15 protein-coding genes and 1 pseudogene are annotated in these 13136 nt (G+C 40.2%); 7 read left to right on the forward strand and 9 right to left on the reverse strand.

Going from position 1 to position 13136, the window contains the following annotated elements; all coding sequences use genetic code 11:
- Window positions 1-104 precede the first annotated feature (104 nt).
- Window positions 105-503 carry an OsmC family protein gene (locus WG932_RS22045; protein ID WP_014020011.1) on the forward strand — a complete coding sequence of 133 codons (399 nt, stop codon included), beginning with the start codon at window positions 105-107 and terminating at the stop codon, window positions 501-503.
- A 66-nt stretch (window positions 504-569) separates the two neighbouring features.
- On the opposite strand, the gene WG932_RS22050 is transcribed toward WG932_RS22045, so the two are convergent.
- The gene (locus tag WG932_RS22050; protein WP_483085400.1) at window positions 570-1226 is read right to left on the reverse strand and encodes a hypothetical protein; all 657 of its coding nucleotides are present in this window, start codon (window positions 1224-1226) and stop codon (window positions 570-572) included.
- A 302-nt stretch (window positions 1227-1528) separates the two neighbouring features.
- Between WG932_RS22050 and WG932_RS22055 the strand changes: the two genes are divergently transcribed.
- The 3 genes from WG932_RS22055 to WG932_RS22065 are packed head-to-tail and all read left to right on the forward strand — an operon-like array spanning window position 1529 to window position 2978.
- Window positions 1529-1744, forward strand: a complete 216-nt coding sequence (locus WG932_RS22055) for a hypothetical protein (RefSeq protein WP_483085401.1) — start codon at window positions 1529-1531, stop codon at window positions 1742-1744.
- On the forward strand, window positions 1738-2154 hold the full coding sequence (locus WG932_RS22060; RefSeq protein ID WP_483085402.1) for a hypothetical protein: 417 nt from the start codon (window positions 1738-1740) through the stop codon (window positions 2152-2154). The genes WG932_RS22055 and WG932_RS22060 overlap by 7 nt, the downstream gene beginning before the upstream one ends.
- Window positions 2155-2192: 38 nt before the next feature.
- Window positions 2193-2978 carry a sialate O-acetylesterase gene (locus tag WG932_RS22065; RefSeq protein WP_483085403.1) on the forward strand — a complete coding sequence of 262 codons (786 nt, stop codon included), beginning with the start codon at window positions 2193-2195 and terminating at the stop codon, window positions 2976-2978.
- Between the two features lie 84 nt (window positions 2979-3062).
- On the opposite strand, the gene WG932_RS22070 is transcribed toward WG932_RS22065, so the two are convergent.
- The 8 genes and pseudogenes from WG932_RS22070 to WG932_RS22105 form a co-directional block, all read right to left on the reverse strand.
- Window positions 3063-4163, reverse strand: coding sequence for a 2-aminoethylphosphonate--pyruvate transaminase (locus tag WG932_RS22070; protein ID WP_483085404.1), 1101 nt, complete (start codon window positions 4161-4163; stop codon window positions 3063-3065).
- 158 nt (window positions 4164-4321) lie between these two features.
- A complete protein-coding gene (egtD, locus tag WG932_RS22075; protein ID WP_483085405.1) occupies window positions 4322-5254 on the reverse strand; it encodes an L-histidine N(alpha)-methyltransferase in 933 nt (310 codons plus the stop codon).
- The gene (gene egtB / locus WG932_RS22080) at window positions 5251-6441 is read right to left on the reverse strand and encodes an ergothioneine biosynthesis protein EgtB (protein ID WP_014020016.1); all 1191 of its coding nucleotides are present in this window, start codon (window positions 6439-6441) and stop codon (window positions 5251-5253) included. Before egtB ends, egtD begins: the two co-directional genes overlap by 4 nt.
- A gap of 111 nt (window positions 6442-6552) precedes the next feature.
- The gene (locus WG932_RS22085; RefSeq protein WP_149393799.1) at window positions 6553-7056 is read right to left on the reverse strand and encodes a RidA family protein; all 504 of its coding nucleotides are present in this window, start codon (window positions 7054-7056) and stop codon (window positions 6553-6555) included.
- 122 nt (window positions 7057-7178) lie between these two features.
- A complete protein-coding gene (locus WG932_RS22090; protein WP_483085406.1) occupies window positions 7179-8147 on the reverse strand; it encodes a hypothetical protein in 969 nt (322 codons plus the stop codon).
- Entirely contained in the window at window positions 8120-8797 is a 678-nt protein-coding gene (locus WG932_RS22095; RefSeq protein WP_483085407.1) for a hypothetical protein, read from the reverse strand. The genes WG932_RS22090 and WG932_RS22095 overlap by 28 nt, the downstream gene beginning before the upstream one ends.
- 5 nt (window positions 8798-8802) lie before the next feature.
- Window positions 8803-10023 (reverse strand): amidohydrolase/deacetylase family metallohydrolase, encoded by a 1221-nt coding sequence (locus WG932_RS22100; RefSeq protein WP_483085408.1) that lies wholly within the window; start codon window positions 10021-10023, stop codon window positions 8803-8805.
- A 12-nt stretch (window positions 10024-10035) separates the two neighbouring features.
- Window positions 10036-11408: pseudogene (locus tag WG932_RS22105) on the reverse strand (amidohydrolase/deacetylase family metallohydrolase).
- A gap of 99 nt (window positions 11409-11507) precedes the next feature.
- Between WG932_RS22105 and WG932_RS22110 the strand changes: the two are divergent.
- Genes WG932_RS22110 through WG932_RS22120 form a run of 3 tightly spaced genes read left to right on the forward strand, consistent with a single transcriptional unit; the run spans window position 11508 to window position 12789 of the window.
- Entirely contained in the window at window positions 11508-11792 is a 285-nt protein-coding gene (locus tag WG932_RS22110) for a divalent metal cation transporter (RefSeq protein WP_483085409.1), read from the forward strand.
- Entirely contained in the window at window positions 11789-12019 is a 231-nt protein-coding gene (locus tag WG932_RS22115) for a hypothetical protein (protein WP_483085410.1), read from the forward strand. The genes WG932_RS22110 and WG932_RS22115 overlap by 4 nt, the downstream gene beginning before the upstream one ends.
- Entirely contained in the window at window positions 12010-12789 is a 780-nt protein-coding gene (locus tag WG932_RS22120) for an NRAMP family divalent metal transporter (RefSeq protein WP_483085411.1), read from the forward strand. The genes WG932_RS22115 and WG932_RS22120 overlap by 10 nt, the downstream gene beginning before the upstream one ends.
- The last annotated feature ends 347 nt before the right edge of the window (window positions 12790-13136 follow it).

Below are 13136 nucleotides of genomic sequence, written 5' to 3' on the forward strand. Positions count from 1 at the left end.
ATAAAATTTTTTATTTCAGGTATGGCTGAGAGCTATAAATGTGCTGATAGTTTTACTTATTATTTCTAATTTTATAAGGATTAAGGTTAAAAAATAAAGCAAACATGGAATATCGAATCAAAGCTTCTTCACAATCAAAACAAGATGCAGTTATTCACATCAAGACATCGAATATAGAATTTGGCACTACCCCTAATTCCGCTGAAACCTTACCTAATCCTGCCGAATTATTCCTGGGTTCTTTTGCTTCTTGCGCTTTAAAAAATGTAGAGCGCTTTTCTGGTATTTTGAAGTTTGACTATACCAAAGCTACCATTGAAGTCAGTGCGACGCGCCTTGAAAATCCCCCAAGAATGGATAATATAAATTACCATTTGACCGTCTACAGTGAGGACCAAAACCTTAACCCTGACTTACTGAAAAAGAACATTGAAAAGTTCGGTACCATATACAACACAGTAAAGATGGCTTGTTCCATTTCTGGTACCATTAACAAGGTCTAATTTATCGGTTGGAGCCAATATTTTAAGCACCTGTTTCTTATAAGTTGATTTCTTGATGGATAGGGGCTAGCAAATAACAATTTGATTTGGCTTGTTAAAATTTGGAAGCAATGCCAATATTAAAATTGCCCATAGGCCCATAACCTCCTTCAAAAAGAAGCCTAAATTAGGGAGAGGGTAAAAACCTACACCGCTCAATAATCCTGCAGAATAATTGAGGTCTTCATTTGTTTGATAAAGCATATAGTTAATCTGGTTTTCAGGCAAATGACCACTGTACCTGTCAAATTTATCTATTACGGTATTTAATGTTACACCAGCATAATACCTCACATAAACGTCCCATTTCTCCGGCTTAAGATTAAGTTGTAATTGATCACTCAAGAATGAGGTAAGATGTACCGTAGCCCTTAACCCTAAGGGAATGAAGTTTTGGTCATAATATAAATGCCTACTATTTCCGTCCACCACAGATAAAAAAGAATATTGCCTCTTTTGATACCCAACAAATAGCCCGGTACTTATATATTTACCAAGACCATAATCAAAATACATTTCCCTATAAAGGCTATTGTCCGCTTGTAAATACTTTGTGTTATTTAGGGCAGTCCCAAGGCCAATTGATTTTCTCCCTTTTATGGAATAACTTTTATCATTGTGTTGGGCAACTACAGTTATTGCGGTAACTATAAAAAAGGCTACTGCTGATGCTATTCTTTTCATAACCAATGGTTTAATTTGAGCTTCTTTTATAGAGAAAAACCTAAATTAGTAAAGGAATAGTTACATAGAACTAAGTTAAAAAGTATTTAAAATGAATCTTAGTTCAAAACTATTCATTGTAATTCTAATATTAACCTTTCGCCCTTGTAGAGAAACCTTTCTTTACCAACAACACTTACTTTATCACCTTGATTGGTGCTTTAATAAAAACCTCTTTGGCCTTGTAACAAATAATGAATGATTTTTAGCCCAAAAATCGTATATTATCGAATCTTTTTTTAAAATAACCAAATCCAAATCTAATGAGAAGAATTGTATTATTTGCTGCGTTGTTCCTGATCCTTTTTCAGGTAAAAGCAGAATTAAAATTGCCTAAGGTTTTTGCTGACCATATGGTGCTTCAGCGTGGTCAGGAAATACCTGTATGGGGAGAAGCTGATCCCAGACAATGGGTCAACGTAACCTTTCAGGGAAAAAATACCGAGCTAAAGCTGACAAGGAAGGCAAGTGGATGCTGAAGATGGATGCCTTTCCCAAAGGTGGTCCTTATATCCTTTCTATCAATACAAAAAAAGAGTCTAAGGTATTGGAGAACGTAATGATGGGAGATGTTTGGCTTCTAGGTGGTCAATCCAATATGGAGTGGGCATTGAAAAGGACAAACAATGGTGAAGACAGTATCAAGACTGCCAACCATCCTAATATCAGGCTTTTTGAAGTAGGCAGAAACCTTAGTTTGGAAGAAATTGAGGAAGTGCCGGAAGCCAAATGGTCCATTTGTTCTCCGGAAACAGTGGCCAATTTCTCTGCCATCGGCTATTATTTTGCCAGAAGAATTGAAACAGATATGGATGTGGCTGTAGGTCTACTGGATATCAACTGGGGGGTACACTTTCTGAAGCTTGGACCAGTGCAGATGCTTTATTGACCCATCCGGATTTCAAGGAGAGGGTAGCAAAAAACCAAATGGAGGGACCAAAGGATTTCTCAGATCCTGATTTGAAAAAACCCAATAGCTGGCCAACCAGTTTATTTTACGGAATGTTAGAACCTGTAATTCCTTTTGCGATCAAAGGAGCTCTTTGGTATCAGGGTGAATCCAATGCATCAAGGGCATATCAGTACAGGGAAATTTTTCCATTGATGATTGAAGATTGGAGAGCCCAATGGGGACAGGGAGATTTTCCTTTTCTATGGGTGCAATTGGCCAATTTTAGACAACCTAAAGCCGAGCCTGTGGATAGTGACTGGGCAGAACTAAGAGAAGCACAAACCATGACCTTGTCTCTTCCCAATACTGCGCAAGCGGTAATCATAGACAAAGGTGAAGCGGATGACATTCACCCGAGGGACAAATGGACAGTGGCGGAGCGCCTTGCCAAAGGAGCTAAGAAAATCGCTTACGGAATGGATGTAGTTTATAGCGGTCCTACCTATAAATCTATGGAAATTCAAGGCGACCAGATTCGAATAAGCTTTGACAATATTGGTTCAGGTTTAGTGGTCAATGATAAATATGGCTATGTTAAAGGATTTGCTGTTGCAGGGGAAGACCAGAAATTTCATTGGGTTACCGGAAAGCAGGACGGTAATCAAATTGTCTTGGAGACAGAAGGAATTAAAAACCCTGTTGCTGTAAGGTATGGCTGGGCAGATAATCCTGATGACGTAAATGTATACAATAAAGAAGGGCTTCCTGCCAATCCATTCAGAACCGATGATTGGGAAGGAATCACTTATGGAAAAAGGTAAGCTTGTCCAATAAAAAATAATTTACCTCCGGATAGATAGCTGAATAGTAGGGCAAATATCCGGAGGTTTTTTATGTATTAAACATTACCAAAACTTAATTTTTTCTATGGCTATTATCAGTCTTTTGATGTCTTCAGGAAATACATGACCGATGTGACCAATCCGGAAAGTTGCTGCTTTGGATACCTTTCCGGGATAAATCACAAAACCCTCAGCCTTGAGCAAATGGTAAAGTTTGTCAAAAGAAAAGTCAGGGCTTGAAGGCTCATGAAAAGCTGTAATTATGGGCGACTGGTCTTCCTCAGAAAGAAAAGCTTCTATTCCCACGTTCTTCATTCCCTTTACCAATGTCTGGTGGTTATTGACATACCTTTTGTACCTAGCGGTAATGCCCCCTTCTTCTTCTTTTAATTCTTCAAGAGCCTGCAAAAATGCCCTAACAGTATGGGTAGGAGAGGTAAATCTCCATTTACCGGGATCATTTTCCATGGCCTTCCATTGGTCATAAAGATCTAGGGAATGGCTTTTTGAATTGCCTTTGCATGCTTGAAGTACCTCTCTTCGAGCAATGATAAATCCAAATCCCGGGACACCCTGTATGCATTTATTGGCACTACTTATCAGAAAATCAATTTTTGGAGAGCGTATATCTAGTGGGACACCGCCAAAACTACTCATGGCATCCAGAATAAAGCATTTATTGTATTTGTCTGCCAGCTCTGCAATGGGTGCATAATCGTTTAACATGCCTGTGGTGGTCTCGCTATGGACCATGCCGATATGGGTAATGTCGGGATTTTGCTTTAATAGCTCCTCAACTTTTTCCGGGCTTGCCTGTTCATGTTCTTCTAAATCCAGTAATTCCAGCTTGATTCCCATCAGGGAAACGATTTTAGCCATTCGTTTGCCATAGGCACCATTGGAAAGCACCAGAATTTTATCCTCCGGTTTCAAACAAGTCCACAGGACAGCTTCTACGGAAAAGGTACCGCTTCCCTGCATCAATACCGTGCTGTATTCATCTCCACCATTGCTTAAAGCAAGTAGGGAGCTGCGAATATCTTGTACAATGCTTTTATAATCTTCGTCCCATGTGCACCAGTCGCGGTTCATGGCTTCCCTAACTGTTTTACTTGTACTTAATGGGCCGGGCGTAAGCAGCAGGTAAGGATTATCTGGAATCATATTTAATATTTGTTGAGGTTGATTATTCAATCAAATATAATTGTTTCTAAAATTGATTCCCGTTTACCAAGAATTAAAAAAGCCTTATAAAATAGTTTTTGAAGGAATGCGTCACCCGATCAATTAATCGATGGTTTTATAAAATCCTTTTTTCGTTTCTAATATTTAAATAGGCTAAGACTAAAATAGGCTTTGCTGTCCTGAAAATGAAAGTCGGAACTGAAACCCGCTTTCTCCCGTAATTCAATCAAATCTCTGAGGCCATATTTTTGCGAAATTTCCATGTGGATAGGTTCGTTGTTTTCAAAGGTTATTCTTTGTCCGGCCACTTGAACCGTTTGATTGGCTTTACTTATTAAGAAGCTTTTGGTGGTTCCACTTAAGGGATCATAACTTGCAAAATGATCAAAATTCTCAGGGTTAAAGTTTCCTTTTAATTCTTTATTGATCCGATGTAAAAGATTAAGGTTGAATCTTTTCGTTATACCATCAGGATCATCATACGCTCTCAGAATGGTTTGGGGGTGCTTTTTTAAATCTGCTCCAAGTAAGAAAAAATCTCCTTCACTCAGAAATTTCCTTACAAACTTCAAAAACTCAATGGCCTTAGCCCCTTCAAAATTGCCGATATTGCTTCCCATAAAAAGCACAATTTTTGGATTTTTTCGAGGTTTAATTTTATCAAGTGTTTCAAAATAATCCCCGGCAATGGGCAAAATGGTCAATTCAGGAAACTTGTTGCCAATGACCTGCTTATTGTACTCTAAGATATCAGGAGAAATATCAAGAGGCAGGTAATTAATAGTCTTTCCGGAATTTAGCAATGCTTCAAGGAATAAGGTTGTTTTGGTACCATCGCCTGCACCCAATTCTACTACATCGTATGTACTATTTGGGAGTAAGGCAATAATTTCATGACTTCTGTCACGCAAAATTTCCGTTTCACATTTGGGCAGGTAGTAACTGTCCATCTGCATGATTTCCTGAAATATAGAGGATCCCTTTTCATCATAAAAATACTTTGAGAAAAGTCGCTTGGGTTGTGAATTCAGACCATTAAGGATGTCTTTTTCGAAACTGTTGTTTATCATAGGGATTGTGCAAGTCTAATTCCTGAAAAAATCCATTGGGATGGAGGAGCAAAGAAATTTCGGTAGGTTTTACGGCTGTGATTTTCGGCAGTTGCCACAGAAGCCCCCCTGAGTACTTGTTGGTTCACCATAAATTTCCCATTGTATTCCCCTATGGCTCCAGGAGCTTTTTGGAAGCCGGGGTAGGGCAAGTAGGCGCTTGAAGTCCATTCCCACAATTGCCCCCAAGAAAACTGGTCTGCTGCAGTCTCCCATTCAAACTCCGTAGGAAGTCTCATGCCTTTCCATTCAGCAAAAGCAAAAGCCTCATAATAACTCACATGTTGCACCGGTAAATGAGGATTGATGTCTTTTAAACCCCCTAAAGTATAAATTTGCCACCTGTCTTTTACTTTGTGCCAATAAAGTGGAGCTTTGATTGCGCCATTGTTAATAAAGTCCCAGCCATCAGAATGCCAAAGGTTAAAATTTTCATAAGCCCCTGATTCAATGAACTCTATGAATTCTCCATTGGTTACCAGTTTGTTTGAAATCTTGTAGGGGGCCAGGTAAACTTTATGCTTACCCAATTCATTGTCATAAGAAAACCCTTCCCCGGAAAAACCTATGGATTTGACACCTTCTTCAATTTCTATCCAGTCTAAGGATTTGTTTTCAGCTTCATTAATAAAACGATTTCCATACTCTGGAAAGGTTGGCTGATTCCCTAGGATATATTTGATGTCATAGACCAACAATTCTTGATGTTGTTGTTCGTGATTGATTCCAAGCTCGATGATTGTGAGCATTTGGCTGTTAGGTGTGCCTTCCTTGAGTAGTTCTGTAACCGCCTCGGTCACATATGCCCTGTAGGCCATTACTTCAGATACAGGAGGCCTGCTCATTAACCCTCTGTTTGGGCGCAATATTCTATCTCCGGCATTGTTGTAATAGCTATTGAATAAATAGGCGAAATCCTTATCGTAAACTTTATAAGAAGGACAGAAGGGGACAAGTAAAAATTGTTCAAAAAACCAAGTGCTGTGGGCTAGGTGCCACTTTGGAGGAGAAACTTCCGGTATGGGTTGGGGGACATAGTCTTCTACTTCAAGTGGGGTGCAAATCTCTTCTGTTAGAAATCGACAGTTTATAAATCTATCCAAAAGTACGGTGGGATTGCGTACGGCTTCCTTTAACTTCCCTTTCATGAATTTTCTTTTAGTTGGGTTAATGTTATTAACAAATAAAAATGGGGATGGTTTTCACCATCCCCAAGTTTAAGCAATTATCGCGCTAATTTTTAATTCATGAATTGATTATTATTCATAAAGCTCAACAATCATTTCAATTTCCACGGAAATATTGGAAGGCAATGAGCCCATTCCGATAGCAGCACGGGCATGTTTACCCTTTTCACCAAATACTTCTACCATCAAATCCGAAAAACCATTAATGACTTGAGAATGTTGAGTAAAAGAAGGATCAGCATTGACCATGCCTTTGGCTCGGACAATATTTTTCACCCTGTTGAGGTCTCCAATTTCTGCTTTTAGAGAAGAAAGTAGGGAGATTCCGGCAAATCGTGCGGCTTCTATTCCTTCTTCCAAACTTAATTCGCTTCCCAATTTGCCGGTCACTTGTGTGCCATCAGGTCTGTCAGGACCTGTACCGGCCAAGTAAACCACATTACCCATAGTCTTTGCTTTTAGGTAGTTGGCTGTTGGTGGCTTTGGCGTAATCAGCTCAATTCCCAGATCTTTTATCCTTTGTTCGGCATCTACACCATCTGTATTTTGTTCTGTTGCTTCTTTACTTTGCTCCATCTTTCCATTAGGTGGAGGCCCACCACATCCGGCAAGAGTGAGAAAAGAATCAACAGTATAAGCGCAAATTTTCTCATCGTATAGTTAATTTTTTGTTAAATTTTCCTTTTGGTACCCATTGATCAAGTGGCCAATGGAGGTCCACCCGGAACGGTAATTTGTTGCTTGCGTTTTTTGGATTCCCATTTTTTGGCTGTGAAGTTAGCCGTTAAATATTCACCCATAAAAACTTCTCCGGACCATTCTCCATTTTTTAATTTGCCGGTAAACATATACACTACAGAATCTCCGGGTTTTCTAAAATGGCTTCTAATTTTTATGGTGTCACCTTCTATGGTGCCATATACATCTTGCTCGGCAAAATCGCTTTTATGAGTTCCATTTAGCCAGTTACCGTCTTGTTCCAATATCATATGGTGGGTGCTTTCACTGCTAAAGAAAGACATGTTGATGTCCCACCTGCCTGCAATATTTCCGGAAGGTGCTGCCAAACTGGTATCAGGAGCCGGCCTCTTTTCAGAAAGCGTATCGTATAATCTATTGGCTACTACTTTTGCTTCTCCATCTTGCATTTGACTTGGCGTAACATTAATTGAAGTTACACCATCTTTACCACCGCTTCCGATAGCAATTCTAGGCTCAGAACGTCCAAATAACTCGGCAACTTCTGCACCTGTAATGTTAAATTGGGCAGGATCCCAACTGATAACTAGATTTGGGGCCCGGTTGTTGAGGCCTTCAGGTAGGTTTATCTTATAACTTACACCTTTAATTTTGGTTGCTTTATCTGCTATTAAATTCAACCAATCCATCCAACGATCCCATTCTTTTTCATGGTCTCTAGTAGTCCATGCTTCTACTGCTGCCAGCATACCAAGCATTTCCTCTTTACCTACTTTATTGTCTCTTCCCGGTCCGTGGTGTGGAGAGCTAGCTTGCCAAGCAGAAAGCATAAGGTCTTTTCTACCTAATAACAGGCCGGCACACTGAGGCCCACACATGGCTTTTCCACCACTATAGGCTACCATATCTGCTCCACGTTCAAAATGAACTACGGGGATACTTAGGTTTTCTGCAGCAGCATCCACCATAATAGGGATGTTTTGTTTTTTGCTACTTTAGCAATGGCTTCAACTGACATTGGCTGGCCGGTAGCAGAACTCCTATTCGCTAGCAAATAAATCATGGCAGTTTTTGGATTGATGGCTTTTTCCAAAGCTTCCATACTGTCAACTTCTACCACAGTAATTCCAATATTTCTTACTGCATGGTCATAGACATTTCTGGAATGTCTAGGGATGATTACTTCAGTTTTGTCAAGTCCTGATAAATCAGGAATTCTAAGTAATTTTTCCGGATTACCTCCTGTAACACAAGCAGCAGTACCGTGCTTCATCGCAGCAGCACAACCGGCTGTGACAATTCCAAATTCTGCTTTTGTGATTTCTGAAAGCCTTTCACCAATGGCAAAGGCCAACTCGTCATATTGAACGAAGTTTTTAGAGGCTGCAGCCATGGCAGCATGTACTTCCGGCCGTTCGATGGATCCACCGATAATGGTGAATGTACCTCGGCAATTGATAATTGGAACTACTCCAATGGACTTGTAAATATCTTTATCAAGGGCAAGCGGCCCTTTAGCAACATTTTTATCCGGCGAAGCCATAAGTGGCGACATACTCATCAGGCCCCCTCCAACAGGTAGGATGGCCAGGTTTTTTAACATTTCTCTTCTATCCATAATTTTTAGTGGTATTGATTTGCTGCCAATCCGTTAAGGTCGTAAACTATTTTACCGTCCTTCATGGTCAACTCTGTTTCTAATTTAATATTACCTTCAATTTTATTTTTTCCTGCATCAATAAATCCAAATTCCCCTTTGTGCAGTCTTGACAATGTTAGATCTGCTATTGCCCCTATCGATAGGTGTCCTAGGTCTTCTCTTTGTATGGCTTGGGCAGTTTTCCAAGTTGCAGTTCCAATGACATCTTCCACAGACATTCCTATATTGATAAATTTTGACATTATATTCAGCATATTCTTCATGCCGCTGTTCATACTAAAACGATGTAAGTCTGTACCGAAAGATGTTGGAACCAAGCCTTGCTGGTAAGCAGGAATGGCCTGGCTAAACCAAAATCCGGCACCCCCATGCCCCACATCAAAATTTATCCCATTTGCATAAGCTGCTTTGACAAAGGGGTGTAAATTTCCTACCGAATCAATGATAGGCAGTCTTTCATCAATTTCTTCAAAACTATGAGTAATAATGTCTCCAGGCCTCATTTTGTTCAATTGATCTGCCAGTGAATATTCCGGCAAGTGGCATTCTACAAGCATAGGTTTGCCAGCCTTTTCTGAAGCTTTTAATGCATTTTCAAAAGGAAGCCAATCTTTGCCGGTATAGTGGCCTATTTTTACGCCCACCAAAACATCTGGATATTTTTGTAGGGTTTGAAAGGCCTTGTCAACCTCCATGTCGGACAGGTTTTCCTGGCTTTCAGTTCCACTCATTCCTACACCTACGATATTTAGAAATGCCAAAACCCTGGTATTGGAAGCATCAATAACATTTGCTTTGAAAGTTTCAAAATTTCTCCAACCTGAAGTGCCTGCATCCACTACTGTGGTGACCCCAGAACGAAAACTGAAGTCATCAGGTGAAACACTGTTGAATCCATCAGCGAAAGTACGGCTTTTACTTCCTACAAATACATGTGTGTGGGGATCGATTAAGCCTGGGCTGAGGATTAACCCCGAAGCATCTATTACCTTTTTTGAATTGGATTGGGAAAGATTTTTAGCTACAGCGGCAATTTTTCCATCCAGAACAGCGATATCCATGGTGTCATGAATCTTATTTTTTGCGTCAACTAAGTAGGCACCTTTTATAAGGTAATCATATTCTTGTCCGATTCCCTGAAAGCTGTAAGCGATGCAAAGACATATTGTAAATAAAAACCTCATTTTGTCTTAATACTATTTAAACTCAGACTCCCAATAAGGAACACTTAGTCCATTTAAATCCCAAACAACCTTTCCTGAACGAATGGTCATTTCTGTTTCTAACCTTCTGTCTCCGTCTATCTTGGTTCTTCTTATATCTAAAAACCGAAATCTCCTTTTCTAAGGGTGAATACCGCAATGTCAGCTTCAGCTCCCTCGTCCAAATGGCCAAGATCCTTTCGGTTGATTACCTGGGCAGGATTCCATGTGGCCCTAAGCACTACTTCTTCCATGGTTAATCCCATGTTCATAAACTTAGACAGCAAATTTGCCATATCCTTAAAGCCACTGTTCATACTTTGACTGTGCAAATCCGAACTTATTACATTGGGTAAAAAGCCTTGCTGTATGGCAGGTATGGCTTGACGGAAGGAAAAAGCTCCACCTCCATGTCCTACATCGAAATTTATTCCTCTTTTTTGTGCCTCAAAGACAAATGGTTTGACTTTGAGCGCTTCATCCACAATGGTTTCCCTGTTATTCGGGCCATAAGAAAAGGTGTGGGTGAAAATATCACCGGGCCTTAAGTGCTCCATAAACAGTGACTCTATGGAGTTTGGCGGCTGATGTTCTCCAAAATCTACCATGACAGGAACATCCGCCAATTTTCCGGCAGTAACTGCCAAGTCTACCTGCGTGAAGTCTCCCCAATAATGAGCTGATTTTATCCCAACCAAGATATCCGGAAACATCTTCTTTATCATATTGGCCGTCATGGTGGGGTTCATGTCTGTTACATCTTGTTCTTCCAGGCGCCCATACATGCCCGTTCCCACTATATTCAATAGTGCCAAAACCCTCGTTTTCGATTGGTCTATGGTTTGTTTTTTAAACTGGCGGAAATTTCTCCAGCCAGAAGAACCGGCATCGACGACGGTGGTCACTCCTGATCTGAAAGTAAAACCATCAGGGGGTAAACTGGTCAATGCATTGGCAATATAAGATTCTGTATCTGCTCCATTAAAAACATGGACATGCATGTCGATTAAGCCTGGGGTCACATAGTAACCTTCGAGGTCAATGGTTTTTTTAGCGGTATTTTCTGAGATGTTTTTGGCAACCTTAACAATATGCTTTCCACTGATGCCAATATCATAGGGCTCATTGATTCCATTTTTAGGATCGATGACATGGCCCCCTTTAAGTAATAAGTCGATTTCCTGGGATTGTGCCTTGAAACATAGAAATAGGCCAAAAATGAGGAAAAAGGTGAAGTTTTTAGTAAATTTTTTTGTCAAGGACATGGGAGTGATTGAAAATATAGCACTTGTTGCACGAAGGAAAATGGGTTTATCCTTAAAAGAGGATCGGAAATATTGCAAAAAAAATTGTGTAAACAAAGCCATATTTTATTAAAATTTAATCTATCTAATGTAATCTCTTTTTATTCAAAATAAAAATATCCAAATTAACAGGTCATTTAAATTTACCCAAAAGCAGTAAGGATGGAACAAGAAAGTAAAACAGGCAACAGCAATTTTTTTCAAAAGATTTGGTTGTGGATGCTGGGAATTGGTCCCGGTATTTTTTGTATAGGATATACCATAGGTACCGGCAGTGTTACTTCCATGGCTAAGGCTGGGAGTGAGTTTGGTATGCAATTGCTATGGGTGCTAATGTTGAGCTGTGTATTCGCTTGGGTGCTGATGGAGGCTTATGGAAGGTATGCGGTAGTCACCGGTCAGACATCCATTTACAGTTTCAAAACCAAATTAAAAGGGGGAAGTTGATCTCCTTTTTGGTTGTGGGAGGTATCATTCTTGCCCAATGGAATTCCTTGTCAGGTATATTGGGGCTAAGTGCCAATGCCATTTATGAAATGGTTACGCTTTTTTTCCCTGGAATGGGCGGAGGAAATGCTTACTGGATCATATTAGGGATTGCCATCGCATTGATCCTAATTATGTATGCCTTACTTTGGGTAGGTCAATATACCTTTTTGAAAAGGTGTTGGTGATATTTGTAACCATCATGGGTGTATCTTTTATTATTTCCATGTTTGTGGTTTTACCGGATCCTACAGAAATGGCCAAGGGTTTGTTGCCGAGTATCCCGCAGGTAGCGGGAGGTAAGTTGCTTGTAGCTGCTTTTGTAGGGACCACCATGGCAGCACCGACCTTTGTGGTCAGACCGCTCTTGATGAAAGGTAAAGGGTGGGGCCCTGCCAATACTAAGGATCAATCAAAAGATGCCTTAACAGGGGCGGTGCTTATGTTAATTATTAATTTGTCTATTATGGCTGCTGCTACTGGAGCCTTGCATGCCGAAGGAAAGACCATTGACAAGGTGATGGATATGGTTTATTTATTGGAGCCGGTGGCAGGGAAGTTTGCCGTTGCTTTATTTATGACCGGAGCTTTAAGCGCGGGATTGTCTTCAGTCTTCCCCATACTAATGGTTGCCCCACTTTTAGTAGCAGATTATAAAGAAGGGGAGTTGGATACCAATTCAGTTCGCTTCAAGGTGTTGACCGGTGTGGCTTGTATAGTAGGGTTAACGGTCCCTATCCTTGGAGCCAACCCAATCTTTGCTCAGATTCTAACGCAGGTGGCTGCAGTGTTTGTTTTGCCATTAGTCATTGCCTGTATCATGTACCTCGTCAATCAAAAATCTCTGATGGGAGAACATAAAGCCGGATTATTGTTGAATATTGGTTTAATAGCGGCATTTGTATTTGCCTGTATCATTTCTTATACCGGAGGGCTGGCATTGTTAGAGTTGTTGTAGCCTGTGCTATAAGAGGAAAAAATTAATTGCTAGTCTCTGGGTTTTGGGTGGTTTGACAACAAATCACTCAAAGCCCAATTCTATATTTATAAAGGGCCACATGATTTCCTTCGGTGTCAAATAAATCCGAATTTTTCAATGCTACCACTTATTGAGATTTCTAGTAACTACTTATTGTAGTAGTTCTCCTATAATTGTTTGCCCATGCCCTCTATGAAGTCCTCATTTAATAAGTGGTTTGATAGAATACATTCCTTTTCTGCTTTGCCTAATTAACAGTAAGTGGGGAGGGAAAAGCAAATGGTTACCTGAGTAGGTATTTTGGCCTCAGCCAGTAAATTTCTTTG

This window comes from Cyclobacterium sp. SOCE241 (genome assembly GCF_056867545.1).